Annotated in this window: 11 protein-coding genes; 4 read left to right on the plus strand and 7 right to left on the minus strand. The window is 41.5% G+C overall.

All coding sequences use genetic code 11. The features are described 5' to 3' along the window. Positions 1 to 127: 127 nt before the first annotated feature. From QWZ08_RS24230 to QWZ08_RS24260, 7 genes are all read right to left on the minus strand, one after another. Positions 128 to 1,432, minus strand: coding sequence for a bifunctional folylpolyglutamate synthase/dihydrofolate synthase (locus QWZ08_RS24230; protein ID WP_290340202.1), 1,305 nt, complete (start codon positions 1,430 to 1,432; stop codon positions 128 to 130). A gap of 114 nt (positions 1,433 to 1,546) precedes the next feature. Continuing rightward, positions 1,547 to 2,470, minus strand: coding sequence for a hypothetical protein (locus QWZ08_RS24235; protein ID WP_290340203.1), 924 nt, complete (start codon positions 2,468 to 2,470; stop codon positions 1,547 to 1,549). 172 nt (positions 2,471 to 2,642) lie between these two features. Then, positions 2,643 to 3,359 carry an SDR family NAD(P)-dependent oxidoreductase gene (locus tag QWZ08_RS24240; protein WP_290340204.1) on the minus strand — a complete coding sequence of 239 codons (717 nt, stop codon included), beginning with the start codon at positions 3,357 to 3,359 and terminating at the stop codon, positions 2,643 to 2,645. A 3-nt stretch (positions 3,360 to 3,362) separates the two neighbouring features. Further along, the gene (locus QWZ08_RS24245; protein ID WP_290340205.1) at positions 3,363 to 4,130 is read right to left on the minus strand and encodes a sulfite exporter TauE/SafE family protein; all 768 of its coding nucleotides are present in this window, start codon (positions 4,128 to 4,130) and stop codon (positions 3,363 to 3,365) included. Positions 4,131 to 4,453: 323 nt separating this feature from the next. Further along, positions 4,454 to 5,104: a YggS family pyridoxal phosphate-dependent enzyme gene (locus tag QWZ08_RS24250; RefSeq protein ID WP_290340206.1), complete on the minus strand. Its 651-nt coding sequence runs from the start codon at positions 5,102 to 5,104 to the stop codon at positions 4,454 to 4,456. Between the two features lie 44 nt (positions 5,105 to 5,148). Continuing rightward, a complete protein-coding gene (locus tag QWZ08_RS24255) occupies positions 5,149 to 5,502 on the minus strand; it encodes a four helix bundle protein (protein ID WP_290340207.1) in 354 nt (117 codons plus the stop codon). A 163-nt stretch (positions 5,503 to 5,665) separates the two neighbouring features. After that, the gene (locus QWZ08_RS24260) at positions 5,666 to 6,820 is read right to left on the minus strand and encodes an acyl-CoA dehydrogenase family protein (protein ID WP_290340208.1); all 1,155 of its coding nucleotides are present in this window, start codon (positions 6,818 to 6,820) and stop codon (positions 5,666 to 5,668) included. A 361-nt stretch (positions 6,821 to 7,181) separates the two neighbouring features. On the opposite strand from QWZ08_RS24260, the gene QWZ08_RS24265 reads away from it, so the two are divergent. The 4 genes from QWZ08_RS24265 to QWZ08_RS24280 all read left to right on the plus strand — a co-directional run bounded on the left by QWZ08_RS24265 (position 7,182) and on the right by QWZ08_RS24280 (position 15,058). Further along, positions 7,182 to 8,549, plus strand: a complete 1,368-nt coding sequence (locus QWZ08_RS24265; protein ID WP_290340209.1) for an exonuclease domain-containing protein — start codon at positions 7,182 to 7,184, stop codon at positions 8,547 to 8,549. A gap of 68 nt (positions 8,550 to 8,617) precedes the next feature. Further along, positions 8,618 to 10,873 (plus strand): Tex family protein, encoded by a 2,256-nt coding sequence (locus tag QWZ08_RS24270; protein ID WP_290340210.1) that lies wholly within the window; start codon positions 8,618 to 8,620, stop codon positions 10,871 to 10,873. A 690-nt stretch (positions 10,874 to 11,563) separates the two neighbouring features. Beyond that, a complete protein-coding gene (locus QWZ08_RS24275; protein WP_290340211.1) occupies positions 11,564 to 12,544 on the plus strand; it encodes a ribonucleoside-diphosphate reductase small subunit in 981 nt (326 codons plus the stop codon). A gap of 123 nt (positions 12,545 to 12,667) precedes the next feature. Continuing rightward, positions 12,668 to 15,058 (plus strand): ribonucleoside-diphosphate reductase subunit alpha, encoded by a 2,391-nt coding sequence (locus tag QWZ08_RS24280; RefSeq protein WP_290340212.1) that lies wholly within the window; start codon positions 12,668 to 12,670, stop codon positions 15,056 to 15,058. The last annotated feature ends 194 nt before the right edge of the window (positions 15,059 to 15,252 follow it).

Consider the following 15,252-nt stretch of genomic DNA (forward strand, 5'->3'; position numbering starts at 1 on the left):
AGTATTTTTGCCCGGGAGCTTTGTAGAACGGAATTGGCGTCGCACTCTTTTACTGCATATTTCCAGGCAGCATTGCTTTCCAAATTGCAGTATATCAGTTTAACGAAGTTGTTAGTTTTGAAGCAAATTATTTTACTTCTCCAACCAAAAACACACTTCCGCAAACGATAATAACATCATCTTTACCTGCAGCATTTTTTGCACTGTGTATGGCATCATTTACATCATCAAAACAATTACCTGTTAAACCAGCAGTCGAAGCTTTCGCCTGCAGTTCCGCAGCCGGCAATGCTCTTGGGATATGTGCATTGGTAAAATAATAACGGGCGTTTGAAGGCAACAACGATAACACTTTACTAACCTCTTTATCTTTCACCATCCCCATAATAAAATGAATGGTTCGCTTTACCGAAGTATCATTTTTACCAATCCATTTTATTTGCTCCAGCACTTGCTTTATCCCGTCTTGGTTGTGGGCCACATCCAGCACCAGCATTGGGTTTTGGCCTATTACATCCCAGCGGCCATGCAAGCCGGTAATTAACTTTGTATTGGCCAATGCGTATTTTTCTGCCGCATCGGCTATCGTAAATCCAAGTGTTGTTAAAATGCCTTCGGCGCACAAAACCGTGCACAGGTTTTTCGATTGATAAATGCCATTCAGGTCAAGTGTAAAATTTTCTTTTACATCGTTGGTAATATCGGTAACTGTGCATTGCAATGTTTGTGCAGTTACTGTTATATCACCTACATTATATTTATCCTGTGCAAAATAAATGGGCGCATTGCATTGGGCGGCTTTATTGTCAAAAATGGCTTTTGTTTCCGGGATCCATTCGCCGATTACTACCGGAATGTTTGGCTTGATTATGCCTGCCTTTTCAGCCCCAATTTTTTCAAGCGTATCGCCCAATATATTCATATGATCATAACCGATATTGGTAATGATGGACAGGATGGGTGTGATAATATTGGTGCTATCCAGCCGGCCGCCGAGGCCGGTTTCTATGATGGCAATATCTACTTTTTGCTGCGCAAAATAATCGAAAGCCATTGCCATGGTGAGTTCAAAAAAAGAGGGTTCAATCTGCTGTGAAATTTGCCGGGTTCTTGCAACAAAATCAACTACAAAGTCTTCCTCAATCATTTCCCCGTTGATCTTTATACGTTCCCTGAAATCTTTTAAATGTGGTGAAGTATAAAGGCCGGTTTTATAACCTGCCTGCTGCAGCATGGCCGCCATCATATGACTGGTACTGCCTTTGCCATTGGTACCAGCAATGTGTACGCTTTTAAATTTGGTCTGCGGATTATCGAGTGCATTGCACAGGGCAATACTGTTATGCAGATCTTCTTTATAGGCCGCCGCACCAATGCGGCTGTACATAGGTAATTGAGCAAATAGATAATCAATTGTTTGCTGGTAATTCATTGCGCAAATATAGAACGCTTACCGCTTAGATGAAAGCTAAATTGAAATACAAATTTTAAAACGTCCGACGCCATTGAAGCTAAACCAGGAAACAAACGCCCGGCTCAAAAAATATTAATTCTGTACTTTGAAATTGAATAAGATGGTTGACACACCTCCATCAGGACTTGTTGGAAATTTGAGACCTGCTGCTTTTCTTTTTGCTATACCTGTGATGGTTGAATTGGATGTTGTAGTTCCCTTTGCAATGGCACTTCCGGTGTATGCGCCAGCAGCATTGTATTGTACATCGAGGTATACTTTTGCATTTTCACTAAAATCATCTTCAAAACGGAGGGCACCTAAATTGAGCGGACGCACACCACGGGTAACACTTACGCCACTTCTGCCACCGGGTGAATTGCCATAACTGTCAGGCTTACCAGAGGGATCGCCGGCATCACCCTTACCACCGGGTTTATTACCCTGGTAAGTATAGCCATTGTCTTCGGTAGCACCATTTCCTCCGCCATTGCCGGCGCCATTATAAGTTGCTTTGGGCTTTTGAGGCTTGGGTGCCGGCATTACAACGGGAGCTGGATTGGTTGTTTTTACCGGTTTACTAACTGGCTCCTTCGCTATGTTGGTTGCTTTTGGAATTACTTTTTCGGGTTTTGTAACGGGAGCCGCATCCTTGTCTTCAATATCATCCGGCTGAATGTCTTTTGCGGGCGGTTCGGGCGCCGGCGCCGCTTTTGCCTGTGTAGCGGCTACCGCCTGCGATGGTCCCATCTCCCCTTTGATGAGTGGCTGCACCTGGCCAAACCCTTCTTCATTGTTGCCCAGGTTAATTTCAATAAGGTCTTCCACCAACGGTTTGGGCGGTTGTACTATCGGCCATGTAATAAAAAAGGCAAGCAATAATAATACCGCTACAATGATGGCCGTATAGATAAATGCCTTGCGTTGTTTTTCTGCTTCAAATGATGATGCGTACATAGATTGATTGTAATATGTCAAAGTTATTTTATTAAAACCAAACGATGCAATTTCGGGCATAAATACATAATTGCTGCTAAAGGTTTAACAAAATGAAAACGGAAACAGGCAGCTAGCTATAGGCAATAAACAATAGGCAGTAGGCAATAGTGGGTGCCTGACAGGTTAGCTTTTATTGCTTATTTACTATTGCCTACTGCCTATTGCCTATTTACTATTGCCTATTGCCTGCCTAGCCAATCTTTTTATAGATGCCGATGGGCAATACATTCATTAGCCATGCCACGAGGCGCCATCTTTTTGTTATGTATAATTTGCGTCTTTTCTTTTTGATTCCTGTGTAAATCTGCGCCGCTGCTTTATCGACCGGCGCTACCCAAAACTGGCCATTGCCTTTGGCCATTTTTGTTTTGATAAAGCCAGGCTGAATGTCGGTTAGATAAATCGGCAGTTTCAGTTTATGTGCTTTGATGTAAAGTCCCTCCAGGTAATTACTCATGTAAGCCTTACTGGCACTGTATGCGGGGGCAAAGCTGTTACCTCGTATAGCGGCGATGGATGAAGTGGCAGCTATATGCCCCTTTCCTTCCAGCACAAAATAATTAAAAGCGAAATTTACAATTTCTGTAAAGCCATTTACATTGATCAGCGTTGTGTTTTTATCAATTTCCCAATCAAGCGATTCAGAAGGCTCGCCGTAACCGCTGTTATAAATCAGCAAATCAAGACCACCAAGTTGCTGAATTAAATTCTTCATGCAGTCGATATTTTCATCACCCGTTACATCAAAACATTCAGTCAGAATATTATCAGGAAAATCTTTTTGTAAACTATCCAGCAAGGCCCTTCTTCTGCCAGTAACACCTACCAGCCAGTCGTTGGCAGCGTACAGGTGCGCCAGTTCTTTTCCTATTCCGGAGGTGGCGCCAATGATGATCACCTTGTTCATGCACTATTTTTTTACAAATATATCATAGCCAAAGCGTATAATCGTTGCCGTTATAACGAGTAAGAAAAACACGCGGATAAATTTGTTGCCCTTTAATATGGCAAGCCTTGCACCAATCACGGAACCGGTGAAATTACACAACGCCATCGGGATGGCGTACTGGTATAAAATATGTCCGCTGCGGGAGAAAAAAAGTATGGATCCGATATTGGTGGAAACGTTCACCAGCTTGGCATGTGCACTCGCTTTTAAAAAATCAAAGCCCAGCATGCTGATAAAGAAAAGAATAAAAAAGCTGCCTGTGCCCGGTCCAATGAAGCCGTCGTAAAAACCGAGCAGCAGCGCCATGATGCTGCCCCAGGCATATTCTTTTATGGCACTTACTGATCTTTCTACCGCCAGACCAAAATCTTTTTTGGTATAGGTATAAATAAATACCAGGATGAGTATCACGAAGAATAACGGCTTCATAAAAGCATTGCTTACATGTGCCACAGTAAGTGATCCGGCATAGGCTGCCAACAATGCAATGCTGCACATAACAGCTAACAATTTCCAGCGGATATTTACTTTAAAAGCATATTGAAAGGCAGCAATGGAGGTACCTGTCAGTGAAGGGATTTTGGTTGTACCCAATAAACTGGCTACAGGATATTGCGGTAGCGTAATCAGCGTAGCGGGTGTTTGTACCAGGCCGCCTCCGCCAACAATTGCATCAATAAAACCGGCTGCAAAAGCCGCGGTACAAAGAATAATAATTTCCTGGGTCATTAAGAGTATCGGTTTTAAGACAATGGTTTACAACGTTTGGTACCTGCGCAGTTGTGTATTCAGATTGTAAAAGACTTCGCTAGTTGTTGTTTTCACTTTACTTTTTTTGTCTTTACACAAAAAAAAATAACAAAAAAAAGTCAAGCCACCAACGAATACAGCCCGTTGCTGGCAGGCAGCTTTGTTGACCGGTTGTGCCTAGTGGTTTCGGCTTTAGTAATTCTATTCTTAGCTTTGTTACATTTTAAGTATAAACCAGGAATTGCTGTTTTGGAACATTTCTTAACTCTTGCAACTGAAGGTTTTCCTTCTTTTAATCTTTCTTATTTCACAGGGTAATTTCTTTCCCCGAACAACAAACTACCAATACGAACCATCGTACTTCCTTCTTCCACCGCAATGGTATAATCGCCGCTCATGCCCATTGACAGGACGGAAAAATCCGGGTACTGGTCATATAAATGCTTCAACGTTTTAAACTCTTCCCGAACAAGACTTAAATCATCTGAAAAAGAAGCCATGCCCATCAGGCCAACAACGTGAATATTTTTTAAACCGTCTTTCTCTTTCATTACTGCAGAAAGCTCAGTTGAATCCAAACCAAATTTGGTTTCTTCTTTGGCAATATGCACCTGTAATAAACAATCAATCACCCGGTTGTTTTTAGCCGCTTCTTTATTGATTTCTTTCAACAAGCTAAAGCTATCCACGCCATGAATTAAGTAAACAAAAGGCGCTATGTATTTTACCTTATTGCTTTGCAGGTGGCCGATAAAATGCCAGCGGATATCTTTCGGTAAAGCCACTTCTTTATCCACCAGTTCCTGCACATAATTTTCTCCAAAATCACGTTGCCCCAAATCATACAGTGCCTGTATATCTTCTGCAGGCTTGGTTTTGCTGACCGCTACCAGCGTGGCTTTGCCATTTAGCTCCTTGAGTAACTGGGTGTATTTTTCTTTGTTAATGCTCATGTTTTATGTCGATAGTCAATGGTCAATAGTCAATGGCAGACTCTTCAAATCAGTTTACCCCTGAAACTTGAAATCATTTTCACCAACGTTTCGTATTCATTATAATATTTACTAAATATCTCATCCTGAATATAGTTTTTCTTTTTAGCAATAAATAAACAACTTACTACTTCAATGCCCGAACGCAATGAATAATTTAAAAATCTTTTAAACTCAGGATTCGTTTGGCCGGTAGATCCTTCCGCAATATTCAGCACTATTGAATCCGCAGCTTTTCTTATCTGGTTACAAAGATTGAATACTTCATATTTTGGAAAACCCTTTGCCATCTCATCAATTTCAATGGATAAGTCTAGAGCTTTATTCCAAATTTTTAAGGATTCAAATTTAAATGCCATTGGAAGAAGTTTTTACTGTAAAGAAGTGTGTAGAACATAGTCCATGGTCCATAGACAATAGACCATAGATGATGTTCTATTGACCTTTAACTATAGCCTCTTGAACATCGTTTATGGACAATCAACGATGGACTATTGTCTATGGACCATGGACTATGTCTTTCTACTTCAATATACTCCTGCTAATCACAATCCGCTGCACTTCACTCGTGCCCTCATAAATCTGTGTAATTTTTGCGTCCCGCATCATGCGTTCCACATGGTATTCTTTCACAAAACCATAACCGCCGTGAATTTGCACCGCTTCGGTAGCAGTCCACATAGCTGTTTCACTGGCAAAAACTTTTGCCATACTGCCACTCAGTGTATAATCTAAATGTTCATCTTTTTCCCAGGCTGCTTTCAGGCACAATAATCTGGCACAAGATATTTTGGTAGCCATATCAGCCAGCTTAAATTGTATGGCCTGGTGATGCATAATTTCTTTGCCAAAAGCTTTTCGCTGTTTGCTGTAGGCCAGCGCTCTTTCATAAGCACCGCTGGCAATTCCCAACGCCTGTGACGCAATGCCAATGCGCCCGCCAGCCAGCGTTTTCATGGCGAACTTAAAACCAAAACCATCTTCGCCAATGCGGTTTGCTTTTGGCACTTTTACATCGTTGAATAAAATGGTATGTGTATCACTTCCGCGAATACCGAGCTTATTTTCTTTAGCACCTACCACTACACCCGGCCAGTTTTTTTCAACAATAAAAGCATTGATCCCATGACTGCCCTTGCTGATATCTGTTTGCGCAATTACCAAATAAACGCTGGCGCTGTTACCATTGGTGATCCAGTTTTTTGTGCCGTTCAGTAAATAATAATCGCCTTTATCTTCTGCCGTAGTTTGCTGCGAAGTGGCGTCACTACCAGCTTCCGGCTCACTCAGCAAAAAGGCGCCTATATATAATTCATTGTCTTTTTTACCCTGTGCCAGCGGAATTAAATATTGCTGCCGTTGGGTTTCATTCGCATATTCCTGCAGGCCGTAACATACCAGGCTGTTGTTAACACTCATACAAACACTCACACTAGCATCCACTTTGCTGATCTCTTCCATCGCCAAAACATAGCTGATGGTATCCATTCCGCTGCCGCCATATTCCGGCTTTACCATCATGCCCATAAAGCCAAGTGCCGCCAGTTTTTCAATTTGTTCTTTGGGAAATTTTTGTAACTCGTCTCTTTCAATTACGCCGGGCAGGCATTCATTGATGGCAAAATCCCTTGCCGCTTTTTGAATCATCAGGTGTTCTTCAGAAAGTTGAAAATCCATAATCGATCATTTTTATTGCTTTGTAAAAATAAGGTATCGCAATTAACCCATAACAGGGTAAATTTTTTTGTTTACCGGCATTTGTTCCCTGGTTAAGCTTCACAGGCGTCGCACGTTTGAACTGTTCTATTTCAATTGAGCTTTTATCCAAGCGTAAAAATAAGCGCCGTTTTAAATTTTCTCTCAAAAAAATGAAATCACATTTAAACAGGGTTCAAACGGCGTGAATAGAATAACAACACTTGACAAAACTAAAGGGCATTTTTTTACATTTTACTTTTAATTTAACCTTCTTCAGTTTTGTCACAACACAAAAAAAGGTCATTGCTAATTCCTTTAGTATTGTTACATTTGACGTCCAATGTATGCAATCGTAGATATAGAGACCACCGGCGGCCATGCGTCAGCAAATGGCATTACTGAAATAGCCGTATTTATACACGACGGTCAAAAAGTGGTAAAGCATTTCGAAACACTCATCAATCCACAACAAAAAATACCCGCCTATATCACATCGCTTACCGGCATTGATAATTATATGGTAGCCGATGCCCCTTCATTTGAAGAGATTGCTTCAACCCTGTACAACCTGTTAAGCGATACCATATTTGTAGCGCACAATGTCAACTTCGATTATTCTTTCGTAAAGCATCATCTAAAGGCAGCCGGGTATGAGCTGGCAGAAAAAAAATTATGTACCGTTCGGTTGAGCAGAAAAACTTTTCCTGGCCTGCCATCTTACAGCCTGGGCAATCTTTGCCGTTCACTGGCATTGCCCATCAACAACCGTCACCGTGCTGGCGGCGATGCCAATGCAACCGTTCTGTTACTGGAACATTGTATGGCCAATGGTGGCGAAGCGCACATCGCACAGATGCTTAAAAAATCATCTGCCGAACAATGGCTGCCATTGCATTTAACCAAAGCCGATGTAGCTGGTTTGCCAGCCGGACCAGGCGTATATTATTTTCATGATGTCAAAGACAAAATCGTTTATGTAGGCAAAGCCATCAACATAAAAAAAAGGGTGAGCAGCCATTTTACGCATAACGATCCGGATAGAAAACGGCAGAATTTTTTGCGCACTATCTGCAAAATAACCTGTAAAGAATGCGCCACCGAACTGGAAGCCATTGTACTGGAAAGCGCAGAAATAAGAAGACTGTGGCCCAAATACAATGTGAGTCAAAAACAACCACAGCAAAAATATGCGTTGTATTTGTTTGAAGATAACAGAGGCTACAAGCGGCTCGCCATCGATAAAAAGAAAAAAAATTTCCCCGCCTTGTATAGTTTTAATTTATTGCACGAAGGATTGGTGATGCTGAAAAAAATGATTGAAGAATTTGAATTACATGAAAAGTTATGCTTTATAGATAAGACGGCATTTACTGAAACTGATATCGCTTTTTTAGATCCGCCCATGGTGTACAATGGTAAAATTAAAAAAGCCCTGGAAGCGCTGGAAGAAAAACTCCCCACTTTTGCGGTGATGGATGACGGCAAAAAAGAAAATGAGAAATTGTGCCTGCTGGTAGAACGGGGCAATTTCTGGGGAATGGGCTACCTGCCTGCAAGCACAAACATTTCCTCTGCCGACGATTTAAAAATATATTTAAACCCATACGCCGATAATGATACCATCCGCAACAGCATTTACCTGTTTGTGGAAAAACATCCCGACAAGCGCATCAGCCTGCCCGCAACTACTTTAAGGTTTCAAAATTAAATTTTCAGTTTTTTCTTTCGTTGCACACCGCTATTTTCGCAACCCTAAAATTAAAACACAACAACGCAATGTCAGACTTCGTACAACCAATAGCGCAAAAATTAAATATAAAATTACAGCAGGTACAGGCAGTATTAACCTTACTGGAAGAGGGTTCTACCATACCGTTTATTGCCCGTTACCGTAAAGACAAAACCGGTGCGCTGGATGAAGTACAGATACAGCAGATACAGGATGAAGCGAAATTTTTAAAAGAATTTCATGAGCGCAAGACCTTCATCGAAAAAACCATTACCGACCAGGAAAAAATGACGGAAGCGCTGCAGGCCAAAATCAATAAGGCCACCACCATTGCAGAGTTGGAAGATATTTACCTGCCATACAAACCAAAGAGAAAAACCAAAGCGCAAACCGCCAGGGAAAATGGATTGGAACCCCTGGCCAATACATTGCTTGAACAAAAAGATATTGACTTAATTGCTACCTCCGCCACTTTCATTAATGAAAAAGTATTGGATGCCGACGCAGCCTTACAAGGTGCCCGCGACATCATCGCGGAGCAAATAAATGAAGATGCACAAGTAAGGGCCAAGCTTCGCAAACTGTTTGAAACTGAAGCCACACTGCAAAGTAAAGTGGTAACTGATAAAGAAACTGAAGGCATTAAGTACAAAGATTATTTTGATTTTTCAGAGTTGATTTCCAAAACGCCTTCACACAGAATTTTAGCTGTGTTACGTGGCTTCCTGGAAGGCTATTTACGCATTGCCATTTCTCCTGCTGAAGAGGCATCGCAGGAGATGATTGAAGCCATGTATATCAAAGGCATGAGTTCCAGCAGCGACCAGTTGCGGAAAGCTGTGAAAGATGCCTACCGCAGATTATTACAGCCCAGCCTGGAAACAGAATTCAGAACAGCTTTAAAAGCCAAAGCAGATGAAGAAGCCATCAATGTATTTGCAGAAAACCTGCGCCAGTTATTGTTAAGTTCTCCTATCGGCAGCAAGCGGATTTTAGCCATTGACCCTGGTTACAGAACAGGTTGTAAAGTGGTTTGCCTGGATGAAAAAGGAGAACTGCAAAAGACGGACCTCATCTTTCCGCATGAACACAACCGCGTTGCAGCAGAAGAGATAAAAATTAAAAATTTAGTACAGCAATACGGCATCGAAGTCTTCGCCATTGGCGATGGAACTGCCGGCCGGGAAACAGATAATTTCATCAAAAAATTAAACCTGGGGCTGCCGGTATTTTTGGTGAATGAAGATGGCGCTTCTATTTACTCTGCATCTGAAATAGCACGGGAAGAATTTCCAAACGAAGACATAACGGTGAGGGGCGCCGTAAGTATCGGCAGAAGATTAATGGACCCGTTGGCCGAGCTGGTAAAGCTGGATCCTAAAAGCATTGGTGTTGGACAGTACCAGCATGATGTAAACCAGTTTCGTTTAAAAGAAAGGTTAGATGCTACTGTAATAAGTTGCGTAAATAACGTCGGTGTAAATTTAAATACCGCCAGCAAACATTTACTTAGTTATGTAAGTGGTATCGGCGGAACACTCGCTGATAATATTGTAAAATACAGAAATGAAATCGGCAAATTTACCAGCCGCAAACAATTGCTGAAAGTACCACGTTTAGGTGGCAAAGCATTTGAACAATGCGCCGGCTTTTTGCGCATCAAAGAAGGCGAAGATTTGCTGGACCAGAGTGCGGTACATCCGGAAGCCTACCCGGTGGTGGAAGCAATGGCAAAAGATTTGGGCGTGGAAGTAAAGGCACTCATCGGCAAAGAAGATTTATTAAAAAAGGTAGATGCAAAAAAATATGCCACTGAACAGATTGGAGAGCTTACCATTAAGGATATCCTGAACGAATTAAAGAAACCGGGGCTCGACCCACGCAGCGAAGCACAGGCATTTGAATTTGCCAATATTTACAGCATTGATGATGTAAAAGTGGGCATGGAAGTGCCGGGTGTAGTTACCAATATTACCCGCTTTGGGGCCTTCATTGATATTGGTGTAAAACAGGATGGTCTTGTACACGTGTCAGAAATTTCGCATACTTATATTACAGACCCCAACGAAGTGCTGAAACTGAATCAGCATGTAAAAGTGAAAGTGCTGGAAGTGGATGCAGTAAGAAAACGCATCGCATTATCCATTAAACAAACAGAAGAAGCACCTGCAAGAAAGCAATACGGCAACAACAATTCACAAAGCCGGCAGGGAGTGCCTCACACAGGAGCCGCAAAAAAGCCAATCGCCGAGTTGCCACTAAACGATGCCCTTGCAGCACTTAAACAAAAATTTGGTCGCTAACCGCCGGTGAGTCACCCCAAAAAGGGTGGCTCACCGTGAGGTTAGTAGCAGGTCACGGGGGACAAAGACAGCCACATCAGGTGGCAGGGGAACGCCCGATGTTTATCAAAATCATTTATCATATTGAGCTCCACCTCTGGTTTCCTACAATCTTTTACACCGTTCCCGTTCTGCCGGGTGAGCCACCCTTTTTGGGGTGACCCACCCGGAATAGCCCTGTTTTTCGGACTTACAAATTTTGTGGAATTTCCAATATTTTTTTATACCCAATTCGTTAAAAAGATGTTGAAAAATAAGGTATCCCCAGCACAATACGCTGTACACAAAGGTTTCATGCGATATTAACAAATTGTGTGATTAACTTTTACCGCCACCAATAAAAACCGGTAGTACTATTGCATTAGTTCTTGTACATCTTGTTCAGGTAAATTAAGACAAACGAATTTAATAGGAGAACCATGTGAAAATCATGGACTGTTGCGCAACTGTAAGTAACACTATTGATACATATTTCAAACCGGTGAATATGCCGGTGCGAATCAGTTACAAGTCAGATTACCAGCCTGAACAACCAGTGCAGCATCTTCGCAATAAAGATCACAGCACTTCAATAAACCAATTCAACCACGGGTTTACTGTCGGCCGCCGTTTTTCAATATTGCGTTTAAATAAACGAATAATATCACCATCATGTCAGACAGTACAAACAGCAACGAATTACTTTTAAGAGAAAACAAAGAACGTTTTGTTCTGCTCCCAATCAACTATCCCAAAGTGTGGGAAATGTATAAAAAACACGAAGCCAGTTTTTGGACGGCCGAGGAAATTGACTTAAGCAGTGATCAAAAAGACTGGGACAACCTGAATGATGGTGAGCGCCATTTTATTTCTCATATCCTGGCATTTTTTGCCGCCAGCGATGGTATTGTAAATGAAAACCTGGCGGTTAATTTTATGAGTGAAGTACAATTGCCAGAGGCAAGGTGCTTTTATGGTTTCCAGATCATGATGGAAAATATTCACTCGGAAACCTATGCTTTATTAATTGATAATTATATAAAAGATCCGAAGGAAAAATTGCGCCTGTTTCACGCCATCGATACCGTACCTGCTGTAAAGAAAAAAGCAGAGTGGGCGTTGCGCTGGATTGAAAAAGGCAATTTCGCGGAGCGCCTGGTAGCATTTGCTGCCGTAGAAGGTATCTTCTTCAGTGGTAGTTTTTGCTCCATCTTCTGGATGAAGAAGAGAGGCTTGATGCCGGGCTTAACATTCAGCAATGAGCTGATCAGCCGTGATGAAGGATTGCACTGTGAGTTTGCCTGTTTGCTTTACAGCATGCTGGAAACCAAGTTAACAAAAGACGAAGTATTCACCATTATTGCCGATGCTGTAACGATTGAAAAAGAATTTATAACCGATGCTTTGCCTGTAGCCTTAATTGGTATGAATGCCAAACTGATGCAGCAATATATTGAATTTGTTGCCGACCGCTGGCTGGCAGAATTGGGCTATCCCAAAATGTTCAATGCCACCAATCCCTTTGATTTTATGGAAATGATCAGCCTGCAGGGTAAAACCAACTTCTTTGAGAAGCGGGTGGGCGATTACCAGAAAGCAGGTGTAATGGGTTCCAAAGAATCGCAGGCTTTTTCCCTCGAAGAAGATTTTTAAAAAGTAATTAACATCTGTGGAAACAAAGTAAGCAGCAATTTTCAATATAATTGTTAGCTTTTCTGTCTCTAAGATTTTCAGCAAAAATTAAATTATCTACTCCATATATAAAGTTCAGACGCTATGCATGTAATTAAAAGAAATGGTAAAAAAGAAACCATTAAGTTCGACAAGGTAACCGCCCGTATTGAGAAGTTATCTTACAGTTTAAGCCCGCTCGTAAACTCGATTGATGTGGCTAAGAAAGTAATTGAAGGAATATACGATGGCGTGCCTACAACCGAACTGGATAATCTTGCAGCGGAAACAGCAGCATCCTTGGCCACCAAACATCCGGATTATGCGATACTGGCTTCCAGAATTGCGGTGAGTAATTTGCATAAAAATACCATCAAATCTTTTTCTGAAACAATGAAGAAATTGTATTTGTATGTTGATAAATCGAATGGTAAAAAATCTCCTTTACTGGCGGATGATGTATGGCAGGTGATTGAAGACAACGCAGAAGTATTAGATAGCACGATTATATATGACCGTGATTTCAGCTTCGATTATTTTGGATTTAAAACACTGGAAAAAGCCTACCTGTTAAAAGTGGATGGTAAAATTGTAGAACGTCCGCAGCACATGTTTATGCGTGTTTCGGTAGGCATTCATAAGAGTGATGTAGAGAGTGTTATTAAAACCTATAACCTGTTGAGCGAACGCTGGTTTACACATGCTACACCTACCTTATTCAACGCCGGCACACCTAAAGCACAAATGAGCAGTTGCTTTTTGCTGACCATGAAAGAAGACAGCATTGATGGCATTTATGATACGTTGAAACAAACCGCTAAAATCTCTCAAAGTGCCGGTGGTATTGGCTTAGCGATACATGATATCCGTGCAACCGGAAGTTATATCGGTGGCACCAATGGTACCAGCAATGGTATTGTTCCCATGCTGAGGGTATTCAATGATACTGCCCGTTATGTTGACCAGGGCGGCGGCAAACGCAAGGGCGCATTCGCTGTTTATATTGAACCATGGCATGCTGATATCTTTGCTTTTTTAGACCTGAGAAAAAATCATGGTAAAGAAGAAATGCGTGCAAGGGATTTATTTTACGCACTGTGGATATGCGACCTGTTTATGAAAAGGGTTGAGGCTGACGGACAGTGGAGTTTGTTTTGTCCCAACGAAGCACCGGGCCTGAGCGATTGCCACGGTGAAGTATTTGAAAAATTATACACACAATACGAAGCAGAAGGAAGGGCAAGAAAAACCATTAAAGCGCAGGAACTTTGGTTTGCAATTTTAGATTCGCAAATTGAAACCGGCACGCCGTACATGTTATATAAAGATGCTGCCAACAGCAAGAGCAACCAGCAAAACCTGGGCACTATTAAGAGCAGTAACCTTTGCACAGAAATTATAGAATATACCAGCCCGGATGAAGTTGCTGTTTGTAATTTGGCTTCTATTGCATTGCCACGTTTTGTTATCAATGGTACATTTGATATGGACAAGCTGTACGAAGTAACGTACCAGGCTACGCTGAATTTGAATAAAATCATCGATTATAATTACTACCCGGTTGAAGAGGCAAAAAACAGCAATATGCGTCACCGCCCGATCGGATTGGGTGTACAGGGTTTGGCGGATGCATTTATTTTATTGCGCCTGCCTTTTGAAAGCGACCTGGCTAAGATCTTAAATAAAAATATTTTTGAAACCATCTACTTTGCAGCTATGACGGCAAGTAAAGATTTGGCCCTTAAGGAAGGTGCTTACGAATCTTTCCATGGTTCACCCTTATCAAAAGGAAAATTCCAGTTTGATTTGTGGAACGTGCAACCATCTGACCGCTGGGATTGGGAAACCTTAAGAAAAGAAGTAGTTGAACACGGTGTAAGAAACAGCTTGTTGGTAGCACCAATGCCAACAGCATCTACCTCACAGATTTTAGGTAACAACGAATGTTTTGAACCATACACTTCCAACATTTATTCAAGAAGGGTATTGAGTGGCGAGTTCATCATTGTAAACAAACATTTGCTGAAAGATCTGGTGAGCCTTGGTTTGTGGAACAACGACATGAAGAACAGGATCATTGCTGCGAATGGTTCTATCCAGAAAATAAATGAAATACCGGCTGATTTAAAAGAACTATACAAAACAGTTTGGGAAATTAAACAACGCAACCTGATTGATATGGCTGCTGACCGCGGCGCATTCATTTGCCAGAGCCAGTCACTGAATTTGTTTGTAGATAATCCTACTTCATCCAAACTAACTTCCATGCATTTTTATGGCTGGAAGAAAGGATTGAAAACCGGTATGTATTACCTGCGGTCACAAGCCGCTACACAGGCCGTTCAGTTTACGATTGAAAAGCAAGGCAGTGAAGAAATGGCACCGGTTATACCTCATGTAACGGCAGAAAGTAAAAACAATGTAGATGATATTGAAGCTGATTTCACTGGCCAAACGTGTACCATGCAGGATGGTTGTATCAGTTGCGGATCGTAATGAACATACAAACACATAGGAACGCAGGTAATTTTTACCTGCGTTTTTTAATTTCAATATATTCTTGCAATAGGTTCTTTTTACTGTTGCAACAATTAAACATATGTGGGGTTCATCGACGCAACTTAAAAGATTAGGTCTTATGTATGAGTTAATAGAATGCTTTTAATTTTAAAGAGTAAAAATATTTTCTC

The sequence above is a fragment of the Ferruginibacter paludis genome (genome assembly GCF_030409685.1).
Taxonomy (GTDB): domain Bacteria; phylum Bacteroidota; class Bacteroidia; order Chitinophagales; family Chitinophagaceae; genus Ferruginibacter; species Ferruginibacter paludis.

Excerpts from the sequence above, each read along its gene's own strand:
- QWZ08_RS24245 (WP_290340205.1), bottom strand. The coding sequence starts at position 4,130 with ATGACCCAGGAAATTATTATTCTTTGTACCGCGGCTTTTGCAGCCGGT.
- QWZ08_RS24250 (WP_290340206.1), bottom strand. The coding sequence starts at position 5,104 with ATGAGCATTAACAAAGAAAAATACACCCAGTTACTCAAGGAGCTAAAT.
- QWZ08_RS24240 (WP_290340204.1), bottom strand. The coding sequence starts at position 3,359 with ATGAACAAGGTGATCATCATTGGCGCCACCTCCGGAATAGGAAAAGAA.
- QWZ08_RS24280 (WP_290340212.1), top strand. The coding sequence starts at position 12,668 with ATGCATGTAATTAAAAGAAATGGTAAAAAAGAAACCATTAAGTTCGAC.
- QWZ08_RS24260 (WP_290340208.1), bottom strand. The coding sequence starts at position 6,820 with ATGGATTTTCAACTTTCTGAAGAACACCTGATGATTCAAAAAGCGGCA.
- QWZ08_RS24275 (WP_290340211.1), top strand. The coding sequence starts at position 11,564 with ATGTCAGACAGTACAAACAGCAACGAATTACTTTTAAGAGAAAACAAA.
- QWZ08_RS24265 (WP_290340209.1), top strand. The coding sequence starts at position 7,182 with ATGTATGCAATCGTAGATATAGAGACCACCGGCGGCCATGCGTCAGCA.
- QWZ08_RS24270 (WP_290340210.1), top strand. The coding sequence starts at position 8,618 with ATGTCAGACTTCGTACAACCAATAGCGCAAAAATTAAATATAAAATTA.
- QWZ08_RS24235 (WP_290340203.1), bottom strand. The coding sequence starts at position 2,470 with ATGCCCGAAATTGCATCGTTTGGTTTTAATAAAATAACTTTGACATAT.
- QWZ08_RS24255 (WP_290340207.1), bottom strand. The coding sequence starts at position 5,502 with ATGGCATTTAAATTTGAATCCTTAAAAATTTGGAATAAAGCTCTAGAC.
- QWZ08_RS24230 (WP_290340202.1), bottom strand. The coding sequence starts at position 1,432 with ATGAATTACCAGCAAACAATTGATTATCTATTTGCTCAATTACCTATG.